This is a genomic window from Rubneribacter sp., from assembly GCF_965361815.1.
Map to the genome: position 1 here is coordinate 24,923 of NZ_CBDTNW010000088.1, position 16,030 is coordinate 40,952.

Sequence of the window (16,030 nt, forward strand, 5' to 3'; positions counted from 1 at the left end):
GCTACTCGTCCTCCACGCGGATGACGCTCGGCTCGTCGCGCAGCACGTCGTCAAGCTCGGCGATCTCGGCCAGCACGTCGCGCACGCTCTTCTCGCGCGCCGTGTGCGTGACGTACACCAGATCCACCGAGCCGCCGTCCTTCTTGCCGCGCTGCACCACCGAGTACACGCTCACGTTGTGCTTCGCGAACACGCCCGCCATGGCGGCCAGCACGCCGGATCGGTCGGCCACCTTGAAGCGGATGTAGTACTTGGTCTTGAGCTCCTCCATCGGCACGATGGGCACGTCATCGGTGCAGGTGCAGCCCACAAGCGGTCCCACGCCCAGCGTCACGTGGCGCGCCACCTCCAGCACATCGCCCATGACGGCGCTCGCAGCCGGCCCCGACCCCGCGCCCTCGCCGAAGAACATGGTCTCGCCCACGGCGTCGCCCGTCACGTAGATGGCGTTGTACACGCCGTTCACCGTGGCCAGCTGGTGCGACAGCGGCAGCATGGTGGGGTGCACGCGCACGTCGATGCCCGCGTCCGTGCGATGCGCCAACGCCAGCAGCTTCACGCAGTAGCCCATGTCGCGCGCGGCGTCCAAGTCCATCGTGGTGACGTTGCGGATGCCTTCGGTATGCACGTCGTCTAAGGTCACGCGCGAATTGAACGCGATGGACGCGAGGATGGCGATCTTGGCGGCGGCGTCGAAGCCGTCCACGTCGGCGGTGGGATCGGCCTCGGCGAAGCCCTTCTCCTGCGCCTCGCGCAGGGCGTCGTCGTAGCTTAAGCCGTCCTCCACCATGCGGGTGAGCATGTAGTTGGTGGTGCCGTTCACAATGCCCATCACCGAGGACACCTCGTTGGAGATGAGCGAGTGCTTCATCGGGTCGATGATGGGGATGCCGCCGCCCACGCTAGCCTCGAAGGCAATCTCCTTGCCAGCCTCGTCGGCAGCAGACATGACCTCTTCGCCGTACGTGGCCATGAGCGCCTTGTTGGCCGTGACCACGTTCTTGCCCGCGCGCAGCGCGCCCACCACCACATCGCGCGCCACGGTGGTGCCGCCGATGAGCTCGATGACGATGTCGATGCTCGGATCGTCTAAGATGTCGCGATAATCCTGCGTGAAGACGTCCTCCACGCCATGCGCGAGGGCCTGCTCGGGATTGCGCGAGCACACGCGCACAAGCTCCAGGTCAACGCCGTAGTGGCGCTTAAAATCCTCACGATGCTTCTTGAGGATCTCGATGCACCCGCCGCCCACCGTGCCGGTGCCCACCAAACCGAGTTTTACCGTCATGTTCGCTTCCCTTCCCCGTCGCCGGCAGCGCGGCGGCCGCTTCCTGTCCGCACCAGTGTAGAGCAGCGCGCCCGCCCTGCGACCCTCAACGGAAAGAAAGCGGCGAACCTCTACCGCTCAGCGGCGCCGATTCGAAGGCCCCGCCCTGCGCGCAAAACCCAGCCCGCCGCAGGGAGACTCCTGCGATCACTCGGCAGCGCCCTTCGCGCTTTCCACCAGCTCCATAAGATCCTGCCTCGTGTGCACGCCGAGCTTCGCGTACACATTGCGCGAGTGGCCCCGCACGGTGTTCCACGATATGTGAAGCTTCTCCGCGATCATGTTGGGGTTGTAGCCCATCGCCAAATAGCGGAACACCTCTTTCTCCCGCTTTGACAGGCCGTGCCTTTCAGACAGCTTGTCAACGCATTCCGCAAACCGTCGCTTGGCGACGGGGGCTTCGGCCTCCAGATCGACCACAGGATGCGTCACGGGGCCGAACAGGTCGACGAGCGTGATCTCGGAGGCGCTCGAAGGAGCGAACAGCTCGTCGAGCGCCTTCTCGGAGAACACGAGAAACGCGCAGAACACGATGGCCAGCGTGAGCGCGATGCACACGACGAAGCGGAACGACGGATCGCCGAAGCCGTCGGCTAGCGCGTACCCCGCGAACCCGCCGATGGCCCTGCCAAGCGTCTGCGTGCCGCATCCCAAGCCGAACACGAGCACCGGCGAGAGGTGCTTCTGGCACACGATGAGGCTGAGGATGACCCAATGCAGCATGCGAAACAGCAGCATCACCACGTTGGAGAGGTATCCCCACGCCGATGACACCTCCACCATCACCGGCGACATGGTGACCAGCGCGATGGAGAACAGCATGATGGCCACGTAGGCGCGCCCGAGCGCGAAGTCCTCCGCGCCGAGAGAAAGGGCGCTCCATATCAGCAGAAACGCCAAAGCGATACGCACGAAGTTGCTTACATGCGACCCCTCGGCCACCACGTCGTTGGGATACAGCGACGAGGTGGCGGTGCTCACCGCTATCATCACGGAGCACAAAACGAAAATGACGGCGATCAGCTTCCAGAACACCGAGGGAACGCCCTTGTCGCTTTCCACGTACGGCGCATCGCTGGTTTCCAAGGGGGTCATGTTCGCGCATGCGGCCGCCGCCAACGGCAGCCCCACATACGCAACGGCGCCGATCAGCGTGTTTTCCGTGCCGGGAATCGCCCACACGCCCATCCCCACCACCAAGAAAAAGACGAAACCCGCCATGACGTGCGACCATGCGAGCTTCGTTATGGCGGCCCGACCCGACAGGCCGCCGTACAGCTCGCCTGCTTTGAGGAAGATGACGGCGGTGGACGCCCCGCACACGCAATGCGCCAACGCCGTCAGCGCATACGACGGCGCGGTGGGCAGCCCAAGCGGCTCGACGACCAGCAAAGCGGCGCAGCCGACGGCAGCCACGACACCCGCCGCGAACACCAGACGCGGCTCCAAAACGGGCCGTCCGAGCTTCCGGGCGGCCAGCCCCGCCACGATGAGGGCGATGCCGTTGGCAAGCGCCTCGATCGAAGACTCCAACGACACGCCCGCAGCGCTCTCGCACACCCGCGGCAGCTGCACGCTACCGCTGCCAGGGATCTGAGACCATGCCACGATGAGGCCGAACGCCAGAAACGGCGCTATCGGCAGCGCCTCCAGCACTTTGGCTTCGAACGTGCCCCTCCCCATGCGATCCCCCTTCATCGAATCCAGCCAGCACCGAGGGGTCCGAGCGGATCTCGCGCCCCGACGAAGGCCGACTATACCATAGCGCCAACTTCCCCAAACGCCGCATCCGCCCCAGGACGCCGCACCCCGCGCTCCCGCCATGCGACAAGCCCGCCCCAAGGCGGCAACCCCACCGCAAGGTTTTTCGAACACGCGAGCACGCCTCAGGCCGCTTTCTCCCGATCACCGCGATCGCGGAGGGCGCGCGCCACACGCAAGCACGCGTACAGCGCGAACACCGCCACGTACACCGCGATGCTCACCTGAGCGGCCCGCCCGCCCTGCACAGCCGACGGCGCCAGCATGAGCGACACGTGCGCGAACGCCAGCCCGAAGAACACGTACGCGCCTTTCTGCACCTTCGACCACAGCGCGGTGGACATGCGCTTCTTCACCACCTGAAACGACGTCACGCCCAGCACAAGCAGAAGCGCGAGCAGCGCCACGGCAACGCCGAACGACACCGCCACGTTGCCCGCCAGAACGCCCCCGCCAAGGATGCGCGGCACGTATCCCTGCACGTACACCACCACATGCGCAAGCGACAGGATCCATGCGATGATGGACAATTCCGAGCGGATGGGCCTGATGCGGCGGGACACGAACGACTCCTTCGAGAAGCACCCCGCGAACATCACGATGGCAAACAGAGCAAGCGGCAAAACGCACTTCTGCTCCAGCACAAACAAAGCCTGCCACACGAACCGGGGCATGGGAAGCATCGTTGAGGCCACGCACGCCACGACCACCGCCACGGACAGCGCGTAGAACGCAAGCGGTGCCTTGGCGATGGGCTTTTGCAGCGCGATCACCGCTACGAAGCCGCAGGCGAGCGTTGCGAGGAAGGCCATGTCACGCCACCTCCGCACGCTCGGTCGCGCGCAAACGCGCCACGTCGGCCACGTCGTTGAGCAGCTCGCGATCAAACCGCAAGAACCCCTCGGTGATGCCGAGGATCCCCCGGTAGAACCTTGTCTTCACAAGCTGCAAGGCCACCTCCTCGAAGTCGGCGAACCACGTCAGGATATGCTCGTCCACGAACCGGGCAGACGTTTCGGCCCAGTTCAGCACTTCCTCCCATGCACCGTCTCGCACGCCGGCCTCCATGCGGCCGGACAGCACGCCCAGATACTCGAACATAAACGACAGATGGTCGTCAGGATAGTCGTAGCCTTCGGCCCGCGCCACGCCCGACTCCCTGAACAGCGTGTGCACCTCATGGTACGACTCTTGGTACATAAGGCCATCCTCGGAGGTGAACACCGACTCATAGGGAACGGCGCACCGGCCCTCCCACGCCGACATGCCGCCGAACGACCCGGTGAAATCGACCGCCAACTCCTGCCGCGTGCCCGTGTTGCGCTTGCGCAAATAGCGCCGCACATCGTTGGCGCCGGCGGCGAACCGTTCGTTCACCTCGGCATACCGCGCCCAGTCGAATTCCGCGCATCGCTTTACCTGCTCGGCCGAAAGCGGCCTGAAGTACAGCGCCGCCAAAAGATCGTAAAACGACCGTCGTCCTTCCAACGCAGCCGCAATCTGCTCATCGACGCAGCCGGCCTCCCGTGCCTCCTCGCGCTCGTCCGTCATCTCGCCCCTCCTTCCTCGGCGGCCCTCAGCTCCTTCAAAAACCGAAGTCCGTCGTCCGACAGATTCCATCCCTGATCCCACACGAGCGCCCCGGCGCGCTCCAGCTTGTCCACGAACACGCTCGGCTGCATGGTCTGCCGCATGCCGTCAATGGTCACTTCGAGCACAGGATGCCCCGCCAAAAGCTCCTTGACCTCCGCATACGAACGCGGAGCCTGCGCGATGAACTCAAGAACCTCAAGGTAGACGCCCCTGCGCTCCAAAGCGAACCCCAAAAGCGCGCGCAGGCGCGCCTCAGGCAAGTTCGCCTCTGCGAAAGTGCGGCCCGCCTCCGTGGTCACATAGCCCAGCTCGCACACAAGATCGTCCACCTCGTCCTCCGTGAGTCCTTCTTTGTCCTCGGGACGCACGACCGATCCGTCCTCGGCCCGCTCCACCTCGTCCAAACCGCCCGCATCGACGAGAAACCGCACGAGCCGGTAGGGGTTTTGCGTGCACTGGGCGAACTCAGGATAGGTTTGGATTTTCTCCTCCACATCGCGCAGGGCGCGCTCCTCGTAGCAGTACCGGAGCGTCTTGATGAGGATCTCCCGGTTGAGCGGATGCCGGTTGACCGTTTTCTCCAGACTTTCGAGCGCGCCTTCGCCGACCGCGGCTCCGAACGCCTCGTCCTGTATCGTGTCCATGGCTCCTCCTATCTGCGCTTGCGCTCGCACGCCGAACGTCCTTGCCCGCAAGGCCCGCACAAGCTTGCCTCTCGTCCGGCATTCTGCGATCTTTCGGCTTCGTTGGCCAGACGCACGCTACGTGCTTTCCGCAGCCGACCCATCCCGAACCAACGCAAATTGGGTTGGTCGCCGGATTCGATTCCCCAACTTCGGTTCAGTTTGGGCGTTTCGCCCTCCTGCCGCGGTTGCCATACTGCACTTGCACGTTTTACCTACGGCATCAAAAGGAGGAGAGCTATGACGAGAGCGAACCTGACACGCCGCACGTTCGTCCAGGGCGCGCTGCTCGCAGGCGCGGCTGCGGCCGTCGGCGCGAGCATGAGCGGCTGCATGACGGAGACGTCCCCAAGCCCGGCAACGGGCGAAGCAGGCAGCGGGCAGTACAAGAAGGTGGAGTACGACGAGGTGAAGAAAACCTGCTGCCACGGCTGCCTGGGCCACTGCCCGGTGCTCGCCTACATGAAAAACGGCGTGGTGGTCAAGCTCATGGGGGATCCCGACGGCGGCGAGACGCGTGGCTCCATCTGCCCCAAGTGCCTCAACCAGCTGCAGACCATGTACAGCCCGCGGCGCATCCTGCACCCCATGCGTCGCGCGGGCGAGCGGGGCGAGAACAAGTGGGAGATCATCTCCTGGGACGAGGCTATCGAGGAAGCGGCCACCCATATCGTCGACACCATCGACAAATACGGTCCCTACGCGTTCTTCGGCAGCACGGGCGGCGGCGGATCCTACTCGTCCAACCAGATCAAAACCACCTGCGTGTCGCTGGGTTCCCCCAACATCTTCGAGCCGGGCGCGGCCCAGTGCCTGATGCCGCGCATCTGCGCCACCGTGTTCATGGTGGGCGACAACCAGTCGCAATCGGTGGCCGACAGCATGTCCACCGAGTTCTTCAAGGTCAACGACAACGCCTCCGAGGTGATCGTGATCTGGGGCGCGCAGCCGTCCGTCTCGCAAACGGCGCAATCCGGCCGCGGCATGGCCGAGCTGCGCGCGAACGGCGTGAAGACCGTCGTCATCGACCCGAACTTCAGCCCCGACGCCACCAAGGCCGACGTGTGGCTGCCCATCCGTCCCGGCACCGACACCGCGCTCATGCTGTGCTGGTTCCGCTACATCTTCGAGAACAAGCTGTACAACGAACAGTTTACGAAGTACTGGACGAACCTGCCCTTCCTCATCGATCCGGACACGAAACTTCCGGTGCTTGCCAACGAGCTGTTCCCCGACTTCGTGCAGTCAACCCCCGACGACACGCCCGCCTACGTCTGCTTCGACCTCAAGACCAACGCGCTGGCGCCTTTCGAGTACTCGGCTCCCGAAAACGCCGTGGTCGATCCCGAGGTGTTCTGGGAGGGAGAGGTGAACGGCAAAACCTACCGCACCGCAGGCAAGATATACGCCGACGAGGCCGACCCTTGGACGCTCGAGCACACGGCTGAGATCTGCTGGCTTGAGGCCGACAAGATTGAGGCGGCTATCCGCCTGTACACCCATGCCGACGACGACGGCACCACCGGCGGCATCAACCACGGCGTGGCCACCGACCAGCACCCGCAGTCCTCCGAAGCGTCCATCGGCGCCATCGGCCTCGACATCATCATGGGTTACATCAACAAGCCCGGCGCGTCACTCACCAAGAAAGGTCCGGCGAGCATCCCCACGTCGCGCGTGACGCAAAACGCCCCTCAGACGATGACCAAGTACGGCTGCTGCGCCATCCCGGGCCTGTCGGACGCCGCGAACCAGGCGCGCATGGAGAAGGCCGCGCAGGAGATGCCCGAAATCCAGAAGATGGTCAACCAGATGTACAAAGACGGCCTGGGCACCACCGCCCACAAGGGCCTGCACACCTGGTTCATGGTGCACATCCCCTCGGTGCTGCAGGCCATCACCACCGGCGAGCCCTACAAGCCGCGCCTGTGGTTCGACGTGTCGGGCAACAAGCTGGCCATGCTGGCCAACGCCTCGTCGTGGTACGACGCCATTTCCGAGATCGACTACTGCATCTGCCAATACCCCATGCTCACCTCGTTTCATGTGGAAGCGGCCGACCTCGTGTTCCCCACGCGCGAATGGCTCGAGGAGCCGCTGACCGACCACAAGCACCTCAACATGGTGTTCCTGCAAAACGAGTGCACCCACATCGGCGAGACGGTGTCTCACTCCATTCCCACTGCGCAGATCCTGGAGCGGTGCAAGGAGAAGTGGGGCGGCACGCTGCCCGGCGTCCCCAACGCGTATGTCGGCGAAGCCACCGAAGAGGCCGTCAAAGCAAGCTGCGCCAAGACCTTCGGCGCGGAAAGCTGGGACGATCTGCAGGCCAACATCGACACCTACGTTCCCAAGGTCACGCCCGAGGACAAGTACTACGTGTACAACCAACACGAGATGATCGTCGATGACGGGCTGCCCGCAGGCTTCGGCACGGAGTCGCGCAAGCTTGAGCCCTACGCCTCGCTGTACCTCAAGCTGGCGCGAACCGGCTACCCGTACGCCTACCCCGAGCCGCAGGATCCCTGCGAGGACTACAGCCCCATCTGCACCTACGTGGAGCCGGCCGAAAGCCCCCTTTCTGACGAGGAGTTCCCGCTTGTCCTCACCTCCGGGCGCGTGCCGTACTTCCATCATGGCACGATGCGCCATTCGGCGTTCGCCCGTGAGCTGTTCCCCACTGCGGAGATCCGCATCAACCCGGCAACGGCCGCCGAGCACGGCATCGCGCACATGGACTGGGTGAAGGTGTCCAGCCGCCGCGGCAGCATCTCGGCGCGGGCCTACCTCACCGAAGGCGTGAACCCGCGCTGCGTGTGGATGGAGCGCTTCTGGAACCCTGAATGCTTCGACGAGTCCCAACCGAGCCAGACCGCCGGCTGGCGCGAATGCAACGTCAACGTGCTCACGAAGAGCGACGCTCCGTTCAACCCCGCCATCGGCACCTACACCAACCGCGGATTCACCGTGAAGATAGAAAAGGGCGAAAAGCCCGCGAACATCTGGACCGAGGCCAGGGAGTTCCAGCCGTTCATGCCCACCTTGCAATCGGAACCCGTCACGAAGGATGTGATCTGATGAGATACGCCATCGTCGTCGACCTTGACCGCTGCACCGGATGCGACACGTGCATCACCGCGTGCAAATACGAGAACAACCTGCCGCTCGGCGTGCGCAACACCCGCGTGAACGTGGTGGGCCCCACCGGCACGTTCCCCGATATCGAACAGTACTGGCTGCCCATCGCCTGCCAGCAGTGCGAAAACCCCGGCTGCATAGAGGCCTGCCCCACGGGCGCGTCGTACCGCGACGAGGAGACGGGCATCGTGCTCATCAACGAGGAGACGTGCATCGGCTGCCGCGCCTGCATGCAGGGCTGCCCGTACAACGTGCGCACGCTCAACCCCGACAGCGGCACGGTCACGAAATGCTCGCTGTGCTACCAGTACCACGACGAGCCCGGCTGGAAGCCCGTCTGCGTGGCCGACTGCTGCACCGGCGCGCGCTTCTTCGGAGATTTGGACGACCCCGAATCGGACGCGGCCAAGGCCGTTGCGGCGGCGGGCGACAACGCGCACTACCTTCCCGATCCGTCGAACCTCAAGCCCTCCACCGTCTACATCCTGTCGCCGAAGATCGCCGCATGGCAGGACGACCCCGTGGAGGTGGCGCGGGATCTGTGAGCGGGCGGCGATCATCGTTTGCACCCGTAAACGGATTGGAGCGACACCGATTGTCGTTCGGACCCGCAAGCCTGTAACCGAATGCCGCAGGGGCGGGCGCGTTTCGCCCCTGCGGCCGAGAAACAAGGAATACCGACATGATCACCGAATTCCCCCTTTTCGTGTTCACGACGCTCGGCGGTCTCGCCGCAGGCGCGAGCGTGGCCGCCGCAGTGTTCGGACACAAGGGCCACGCAAAGCGCGCATGGTTGTTCCCCCTCGTGTGCCTGGCGCTTTTGGGCGCGGGGCTGCTCGGCGTCCTCGGGCACCTGCAAAGGCCCGAGCTGTTCTGGCTGGCTCTGTCGAACCCTTCGGCCATGATCGCGCAGGAGGCGTACTGGTCCATCGCGCTGTGCGTTTTCCTGGCGGCAGACATCGTCGTCGCGTTCGTCCGCAAGACTTCGCTGCTCGTGTTGCGGGTGGGCGCGGCGCTGGCGTCGGCCGGGCTGATGTTCGTGATGGCCAACGCCTACTTCACCAGCAAGACGAACGCGGCGTGGGCCGACCTCTCCACGTTCCCGCTCTTCATCATCGGCGACCTCGCCATGGGCTTCGCGCTGTACGCCGCTTTCCACGCTGCAAGGCGAACCGAAGCCCCCTACGCCGGCGCCTCGATGGCGATCGACGGACTGCTCGTCGTCTCGCTTGTCGTCGCCGGCGTCAATTTCGGCGCCGCAGGGCACGATGCCTTCGCGTTCTACGCGGGCGCCGTGCTGGCTGCTGCCGCAGCGGCGGTTGACTTCCTGGCATGGAAGGGCAAGCTCAAAACGGCGACCGCCTCATGGGCCGCGCTCGCCCTAGCCGTGGTGGCCGTTGCCGTTGCGCGCTACGCGTTCTACGCCATCAGCGTGCTGTAAACAGAAGTTGCACGATCAAAAGGAGGGCGACCACGTGGCCGCCCTCCTTTCTGCCTTCAGGCCGAGATGAAACGACGGCCCTTTTTCCGGGCGCTGCCGCATCTTGCGGCGCCTTGTCGCAGTGCGTCCGCAGCCGCCGCACCGGGGTGCCGTCGCGCCGCCTGCCCCCGCCATCGGGACGCAGACGGCGCCCGGTTGCGCTATTCGTTCTCGGCGATGTACTTGCCCGCAAGGTAGCCCCACGTGAGGGCGCGCGAGATGGTGGAGGCCGGCACGGCCATTCCCTGCACGGGAGTGCCGAAGAACCGTCCGCCCGAGGCGTTGCCGGCGGCGAACAGACCAGGGATGACCTCGCCTTGCGTGTCCATCACCTGCATGTTCTCGTTGATGACCAGCCCGCCGAGCGTCCCCAAGACGTACGCCTGCCGCCGAATGGCGTAGAACGGGGGCGTGCGCACGGCGTGCATGCGGGAGAACTTCTTGCCGTAGTCGCTGTCCGCACCGGAATCGTACAGCTCGTTATAGCGCTTGACGGTGGCCTGCAACCCGGCGGCATCTATGCCGGCCTTCTGGGCAAGCTCCTCCAAAGTGTCGGCCTTCACGGCCGTGCCCTGCTCCACGCAGCTCTCGTAGATCTTCTTCAACGGGCTCCAAGCGCTCGTGTCCTCGGAGGTTTCAAGCTGCGTGGCGGCCCCCACCGCCTCTGCAGGCGGAAAGGAGCGGAAGATGCCGCAGCCGTTCACGAGCATCTTCTCGTAATAGGCGTCGAAATCGGAGTCGAACACCTGGAAGCAGTACGCCTCCTTCGACTTCAGATCCAAAAACGGCAGGAACCCGTACGCGATGTCCTCGTTGCCAAGGCGGGTGCCCTCCACGCCCACGCGCAACCAGGGGATGGCTGATCCGTAGGCGTCGGTTTCGGACACGTTGTAGTGGATGTTGCTGGCGTGGGGCGCCGGGTCGACGGCGGCTCCCGCCCACAGGCCCATCTGGATGCCCTCGCCGTCGTTGTCCGAGATGTTGTCGAACCGCATGGCGTGCGGCAGGTATTTCTGGCGCATCTCGGGGTTGTTCTCGTAGCCGCCCGAGCAGATGATAACGGCCTTCGAGGCGTTGATCCTCACGTAGCCGCCGTCTTTTTTCTGGCCTATCACCGCAATGACGCGCCCGTCGTCGCCGCGCACCAGCTGCTGGGCCGTGGTGTCGAACACGTACTGGACGCCGGCGTCCAGCGTCAGGGGGTAGAGCGCCTCTATCAGGGCGGAAGCTCCCACCCCGTCCTCTCCGCTGAACATGGAGGAGATCTGGGTGGTCTTCACCCAGTCGTCGGCCTCCTCCCAGTTGGCTATCTGGTCGAACACGGCGTCCACGCCGTTTTCGGAAGCGTGGTCGCACACCCAGTCCAAAGCCTCGCCGGAGCGGTCGTACCACAGCTTGAACAAATCGTAGTTCACCAGGCCGCCCTCCTCGGCGGCTTTGAGGCGCATGAGATCCTCGAAGGAGCCGGTTTCCAGCCCCAGCTCCTTCTGCCGACGACTGCCGACGCAGGAGGCGCCGGTGCCCTGCGTGCTGATGGCGCTCTTCTTCTGCATGACCGTCACTTGCAGGCCCTCCTCGGCGCAGGACAGGGCCGCAACGACTCCCGCCACGCCGGCTCCCACGATACAGACCTCCGCATCGCGCGTCTCGTCGATGTCGGCGTCCGCTATGGGGGCGGGGGCTGCGTCGGACGCGGGCGCGGCGTCTGCGCCCTGTCCTTCTTCGGCCGCTTTCGGCGCGCCGCCCGCGCATCCCGCGAGCGCCACACTCGCCAAGGTGGCGCCCGCCACACCGGCGCCCGCCAAAAAAGATCTTCTCGTCAACGTTGTCCTCATGATCATCCCTTCCCTTCGTTTGTCTGTGCACGACAAGGGAAACGGTACCGGCGCCGACGGCTCCGCGCATCGAAAGAAACGGCTTATCTTGCGCCGCCGCGATCGGGCGATTCGTATGGTTGAGCAGCTGACCTGGGAAGACGTTTCGCCCCGCTCAGAAGGGCGAGCCGCTATCCCTCGTCAGCCGGGAGTTCGAACAGGTCGAGGAGCTCCTGCTTGCTGTGCACCTCGCACTTCTGGTAGATGTGCATGCAGTGCGTTTTGGCAGTTCCGCTTGAGATGCGAAGCTCCTCTTGGATGTAGGGAAGGCTCCTGCCCCTCAGCAGCAACACCGCGACCTCGCGCTCGCGGGCCGTCAGCCCGTAAGGCTCGAACGCGCGGTCAAGCGACGCCTCCGTGCGCGCTGCGGTTGCGAGGGGTCCGCGCCGGCCAGCTGCGGCATCCGCCGCGCAGAACAGCTTGTCCTGGTTGAGGAGGAAGGGCAGGAACGTGGCCAAGATGACGACGAAGAACGCGAAGATGGAGACGATGGAGATCTGCTCCCAGCTGACGACGCCCTGGTCGACAAGCCCGCTGCCTATCGGCAGGACCGCCGCCCCTATGCCCGCCGCCAGCTCGAGCGGCACGTAGGCGTAACAGAGGGAGGAGAACGGAGACCAACCCCGCTCGCGTACAAGAAGCGCCGCGTAGAAGAACAGCTGCATCTCCAGAGCGCCCAAGCCCACGCCAACGACGAGGTCCGTCAGCACCATGAGCGACGGTCCCACAAGGGCGGGCAGCATCATCCCCGCCGCCATGAGCATGAACGGGACGACGTCGCGGATGCTCGTCCGATGTCGGCGGCCCGTCTGGCGGAGAAAGGCGGCGTACAGGCACAGGGCCACCGCCGCCAGCAGCAGGCCCACCTCGTGGTAAACGGAGAACGTGCCCGGGTACGCCTCCGCACCGCCCGCCCACGCCGTCGCCCGCACCACCTGTCCCACCAGGCCGAAGTAGAGCACGCCCACAGGCAGCGCAACCCAAAGGGCCGTCCGCCTTCGCGGGGCGGGACGGGACATCTCCGGTTTTTCCAGAACGGTCCGTGCATCGGCCTTGGACGATGGGCCCGCCCGGGCTATCAGCAGACAGGCGAGCGCCAGCAGGGGCAGCAGGGTCTCCGCGATGAGGACCGCCGCCCGTGGCAGCAGCATGAGCATGAAAAAGCACATGGGCGAGAGGGACCCGGCAAGCGACACGGCGAGCATGACCGAGCCCTCGTCCAGACGGGAGAGCAGGCCGATCCACGCCGACATGAGCACCACGGCGCCGAAGAGCATGGACACCGCCATCCCCAGAAAGAACACCGCGACCACCTGCGGATACGAGGAGGCGAACCCGGAGAGCGCGGCGATGGGGGACCCTGTCGCCGCAATCAGCGCGGTTGCCACAAGCGCGCTTCGTTTCGCAAGCAGGCCGTCGAGGCGCCGGTGGAAAAGCGCCGAGACCATCCTGCCGGCGGCTGTCAGCAACGAGATGGCGACCACGGCGTCGTTGAACGCGAGGGGAGGGCTGTCGGAGAGGAAGAGCAGAGCGGAAGAGCTCGTATGCACGGCAAGCCATGAGAGCAGGGCGCCTCCGCACACTGCGGCCAAAGTAAATGCGGCCGGCGAGGATCTGTCGGCGCGTGCGGTGTCGGGCGAAGTTCCCATGCGGACACTATACCGAGGCGTTTCAGGGGACGCAAGTGCGCTCGCTTCGTTAGGCGCAGCCTCTGACGGCCCCCGCGTAGCGCGGCCCATGCTGGCGTCCACCGAGCCGAGCTTCGCCGTCATGTTCGCTTTCCTTCCCCGTCGTCGGCAACGCGGCGGCAGGTTGCTGGCTACGGCAGCATTCGCGTTAAATCACGCGCCCCGTAAAGAAACCGCCTCACCTCAACAACATCGTCGATCACCACATAAAAGACCATGTAGCTTCCAACTTCAAACCAGTGGTACGGAACAGAACACTCCTTGGTCCCTTTATACACCGCCGCAGCACAGGGCATCGTCAAGTGGTCGAGTATTCTTGCCTCAACTTGATCGAGCAAACGTTCCGCAGCGTCAGGATTGCCCAGATCTTCGGCAGCATACGTGACGGCCGCGTTGAGATCGCTCCAGAAAAGAGGCAGGTAGCGAAGACTATAGCGCTTCTTGAACTCGCCCACTCCGCAGCCCTTTCCGTATCGAGCCAAACACCTCGTCATGCGTATAGCGCAAGGTCGTGGTGGCCGCTTGCCTGTCCGCCTCGTCGAGCGCCCGATCAACCGTGCCGTTAATGTGCTCAAACTGCTCAATGCTCATGACCACCAAGGAGCCATAACCGTTTTTCGTCAAGAACACAGGGCCATCGCTTTTGACGGATGCTTCGATGTCGCTGTAATGATTGCGCAAGTCCGAAACCGGTCTTATATTCATCGCTGCCTCCTGGTCTGATAAAATTTTATCCAAATTTTATCATCCAAGGGAAAGCGCGACAAGGATCCCCCACCTGCTCGCATCGCGGGCCTCGTTCGTTTTATCGCGGCATTCTGCGCCTGCCCTACACGTCGCGCGCCATGAGGTCGTCGTACGTTTCCCGCCGCGTGGTCACGCGCGCCTGCCCGTCTTTCACGAACACGACGGCCGGGCGCGGTTGGCCGTTGTAGTTGCTCGACATGGTGTAATTGTACGCGCCCGTGCCGAACACGGCCACGATGTCGCCGATCTCGGGCCGCTGCATGGGCATGTCGATGACCACGGCGTCGCCGCTTTCGCAGTGCTTGCCCGCGATGGTGACGATCTCCGTGCGCGGCTGCGCCGCCTTGTTGGCAACCACCGGCTCGTAATCGGCATGGTAGAGCGCCGTGCGGATGTTGTCGGACATGCCGCCGTCCACCGCCACGTACTTGCGGATGTTCGGCAGCGTCTTGATGATGCCCACGGTGTAGAGCGTCACGCCCGCGCTCGCCACCAGGCTGCGGCCCGGCTCCACGAGCAAACGCGGCGCGGGCATATCGTGGCGCTCGCACGCCGCGCGCACCGCCGCCGTGATGGTTTCGGCGAACTCGTCTATGGAGGCGGGGTTGTCGTCAGCCGTGTACGCCACGCCCAGGCCGCCGCCCATGTCCAGCTCGCCCAGCTCTATGCCGTAGCCCTGCCTGATGCGCGCCATAAGGTCCACCATCACCTCGACGGCCTCCGGATACGAATGGAGCGCGAATATCTGCGAGCCGATGTGGCAGTGCAGGCCCGCCAGGCGCACGTTCGGCGCGGCCAGCACATCTTGCACGCAGCGGTACGCGAAGTCGTCACGCATGGTGAAACCGAACTTCGAGTCCTCACAGCCCGTGCGGATGTACTGGTGCGTGTCGGCCTCCACGCCCGGCGTGATGCGCATGTAGATGGCCTGCTCGACACCCAGCTCGCCGGCAATCTGGGAGATGCGGCCCAGCTCGATGCGGCTGTCGATGATGATGCGGCCCACGCCCGCGCCTATGGCCTCGCGCAGCTCCTGCGGCGTCTTGTTGTTGCCGTGCATGAAAATGCGCTCGGCGGGAAATCCTGCCGCCAGCGCGCACGCCAGCTCGCCGCCGCCCGACACGTCCAGGCACAACCCCTCCGCGTCCACGATGCGCGCGGCCTCCTTGTTGAGGAACGCCTTGCTGGCGTAGACGACGTCAGAGTTCTCATGGCAGCTGCGGAAGGCGCGCAGATAGGTTTCCATGCGCGTGCGCATGTCGGACTCGTCCATGACGTAGAGCGCCGTGCCCTGCTCGCGGGCCAGCTCCACCATATCGACGCCGCCCACGAACAGATGGTCGTCACGCACTTCGGCCGTCAGGGGGAGCACGGCCCCCAGCTCCATGGTCGTGCGGTTGTCAGGCTGCTTGCTCAAGTCGGCTGCGGGTAGTGCCACCGTGGCTCCTTTCCGTGCGGTCGAAGAATGCGCCCAGTCTACCATCGCAATCGGCCGCTTTCGTGTCCAACAGGTGAAATCATAGAATTCTGCGGACGGGCTTGCGACGAAGCCGCAGCGGGCGCGCTGCGGCGCCAGACCCGTTTCGTGCGCGCCTACGCCGAGCGGGAGGCGCGCGTGCGGTCGATGCGCTCGGCGATCCAGGTCTTGATGGCCGCCTGGCGGTTGATGCCCACGCGCTTGGCCTCGCGGTCCAGCTCGTCGATCATCCACTCGGGGAAGTCCACGTTCACGCGCCGCA

General features: G+C 64.8%; 14 protein-coding genes. 3 read left to right on the forward strand and 11 right to left on the reverse strand.

Annotated elements, in window-relative coordinates; genetic code table 11:
- Nucleotide 1: 1 nt before the first annotated feature.
- The 5 genes from ACWKY3_RS06565 to ACWKY3_RS06585 all read right to left on the reverse strand — a co-directional run bounded on the left by ACWKY3_RS06565 (nucleotide 2) and on the right by ACWKY3_RS06585 (nucleotide 5,325).
- Nucleotides 2-1,288 (reverse strand): homoserine dehydrogenase, encoded by a 1,287-nt coding sequence (locus tag ACWKY3_RS06565; RefSeq protein ID WP_449315627.1) that lies wholly within the window; start codon nucleotides 1,286-1,288, stop codon nucleotides 2-4.
- Nucleotides 1,289-1,474: 186 nt separating this feature from the next.
- Nucleotides 1,475-3,010, reverse strand: a complete 1,536-nt coding sequence (locus ACWKY3_RS06570; RefSeq protein ID WP_449315628.1) for a helix-turn-helix transcriptional regulator — start codon at nucleotides 3,008-3,010, stop codon at nucleotides 1,475-1,477.
- A gap of 203 nt (nucleotides 3,011-3,213) precedes the next feature.
- The gene (locus ACWKY3_RS06575) at nucleotides 3,214-3,900 is read right to left on the reverse strand and encodes a ferric reductase-like transmembrane domain-containing protein (RefSeq protein ID WP_449315629.1); all 687 of its coding nucleotides are present in this window, start codon (nucleotides 3,898-3,900) and stop codon (nucleotides 3,214-3,216) included.
- 1 nt (nucleotide 3,901) lies between these two features.
- On the reverse strand, nucleotides 3,902-4,639 hold the full coding sequence (locus tag ACWKY3_RS06580; protein ID WP_449315630.1) for a TorD/DmsD family molecular chaperone: 738 nt from the start codon (nucleotides 4,637-4,639) through the stop codon (nucleotides 3,902-3,904).
- A complete protein-coding gene (locus ACWKY3_RS06585) occupies nucleotides 4,636-5,325 on the reverse strand; it encodes a hypothetical protein (protein ID WP_449315631.1) in 690 nt (229 codons plus the stop codon). The genes ACWKY3_RS06580 and ACWKY3_RS06585 overlap by 4 nt, the downstream gene beginning before the upstream one ends.
- 279 nt (nucleotides 5,326-5,604) lie before the next feature.
- On the opposite strand from ACWKY3_RS06585, the gene ACWKY3_RS06590 reads away from it, so the two are divergent.
- The 3 genes from ACWKY3_RS06590 to ACWKY3_RS06600 all read left to right on the forward strand — a co-directional run bounded on the left by ACWKY3_RS06590 (nucleotide 5,605) and on the right by ACWKY3_RS06600 (nucleotide 9,943).
- Nucleotides 5,605-8,442 (forward strand): molybdopterin-containing oxidoreductase family protein, encoded by a 2,838-nt coding sequence (locus ACWKY3_RS06590; RefSeq protein WP_449315632.1) that lies wholly within the window; start codon nucleotides 5,605-5,607, stop codon nucleotides 8,440-8,442.
- Nucleotides 8,442-9,047: a 4Fe-4S dicluster domain-containing protein gene (locus ACWKY3_RS06595; protein WP_449315633.1), complete on the forward strand. Its 606-nt coding sequence runs from the start codon at nucleotides 8,442-8,444 to the stop codon at nucleotides 9,045-9,047. Before ACWKY3_RS06590 ends, ACWKY3_RS06595 begins: the two co-directional genes overlap by 1 nt.
- 137 nt (nucleotides 9,048-9,184) lie before the next feature.
- Entirely contained in the window at nucleotides 9,185-9,943 is a 759-nt protein-coding gene (locus ACWKY3_RS06600) for a DmsC/YnfH family molybdoenzyme membrane anchor subunit (protein ID WP_449315634.1), read from the forward strand.
- A gap of 200 nt (nucleotides 9,944-10,143) precedes the next feature.
- Here ACWKY3_RS06600 and ACWKY3_RS06605 read toward each other — a convergent pair whose 3' ends face one another.
- The 6 genes from ACWKY3_RS06605 to brnA form a co-directional block, all read right to left on the reverse strand.
- A complete protein-coding gene (locus ACWKY3_RS06605) occupies nucleotides 10,144-11,817 on the reverse strand; it encodes an FAD-dependent oxidoreductase (RefSeq protein WP_449315635.1) in 1,674 nt (557 codons plus the stop codon).
- A 170-nt stretch (nucleotides 11,818-11,987) separates the two neighbouring features.
- Complete coding sequence (locus ACWKY3_RS06610) at nucleotides 11,988-13,628, reverse strand: response regulator transcription factor (RefSeq protein ID WP_449315636.1); 1,641 nt, start codon at nucleotides 13,626-13,628, stop codon at nucleotides 11,988-11,990.
- Nucleotides 13,629-13,675: 47 nt separating this feature from the next.
- Nucleotides 13,676-13,999, reverse strand: coding sequence for a type II toxin-antitoxin system RelE/ParE family toxin (locus ACWKY3_RS06615; RefSeq protein WP_449315637.1), 324 nt, complete (start codon nucleotides 13,997-13,999; stop codon nucleotides 13,676-13,678).
- Nucleotides 13,974-14,282, reverse strand: coding sequence for a type II toxin-antitoxin system prevent-host-death family antitoxin (locus tag ACWKY3_RS06620; protein ID WP_449315638.1), 309 nt, complete (start codon nucleotides 14,280-14,282; stop codon nucleotides 13,974-13,976). Before ACWKY3_RS06620 ends, ACWKY3_RS06615 begins: the two co-directional genes overlap by 26 nt.
- A gap of 91 nt (nucleotides 14,283-14,373) precedes the next feature.
- Nucleotides 14,374-15,729: a diaminopimelate decarboxylase gene (gene lysA, locus ACWKY3_RS06625; protein WP_449315639.1), complete on the reverse strand. Its 1,356-nt coding sequence runs from the start codon at nucleotides 15,727-15,729 to the stop codon at nucleotides 14,374-14,376.
- A gap of 155 nt (nucleotides 15,730-15,884) precedes the next feature.
- On the reverse strand, nucleotides 15,885-16,022 hold the full coding sequence (gene brnA / locus ACWKY3_RS06630; RefSeq protein WP_449315640.1) for a type II toxin-antitoxin system BrnA family antitoxin: 138 nt from the start codon (nucleotides 16,020-16,022) through the stop codon (nucleotides 15,885-15,887).
- Nucleotides 16,023-16,030: the final 8 nt, after the last annotated feature.

Coding starts and splice junctions, on each gene's coding strand:
- ACWKY3_RS06565 (WP_449315627.1), bottom strand. CDS start 1,288: ATGACGGTAAAACTCGGTTTGGTGGGCACCGGCACGGTGGGCGGCGGG.
- ACWKY3_RS06570 (WP_449315628.1), bottom strand. CDS start 3,010: ATGGGGAGGGGCACGTTCGAAGCCAAAGTGCTGGAGGCGCTGCCGATA.
- ACWKY3_RS06575 (WP_449315629.1), bottom strand. CDS start 3,900: ATGGCCTTCCTCGCAACGCTCGCCTGCGGCTTCGTAGCGGTGATCGCG.
- ACWKY3_RS06580 (WP_449315630.1), bottom strand. CDS start 4,639: ATGACGGACGAGCGCGAGGAGGCACGGGAGGCCGGCTGCGTCGATGAG.
- ACWKY3_RS06585 (WP_449315631.1), bottom strand. CDS start 5,325: ATGGACACGATACAGGACGAGGCGTTCGGAGCCGCGGTCGGCGAAGGC.
- ACWKY3_RS06590 (WP_449315632.1), top strand. CDS start 5,605: ATGACGAGAGCGAACCTGACACGCCGCACGTTCGTCCAGGGCGCGCTG.
- ACWKY3_RS06595 (WP_449315633.1), top strand. CDS start 8,442: ATGAGATACGCCATCGTCGTCGACCTTGACCGCTGCACCGGATGCGAC.
- ACWKY3_RS06600 (WP_449315634.1), top strand. CDS start 9,185: ATGATCACCGAATTCCCCCTTTTCGTGTTCACGACGCTCGGCGGTCTC.
- ACWKY3_RS06605 (WP_449315635.1), bottom strand. CDS start 11,817: ATGAGGACAACGTTGACGAGAAGATCTTTTTTGGCGGGCGCCGGTGTG.
- ACWKY3_RS06610 (WP_449315636.1), bottom strand. CDS start 13,628: ATGACGGCGAAGCTCGGCTCGGTGGACGCCAGCATGGGCCGCGCTACG.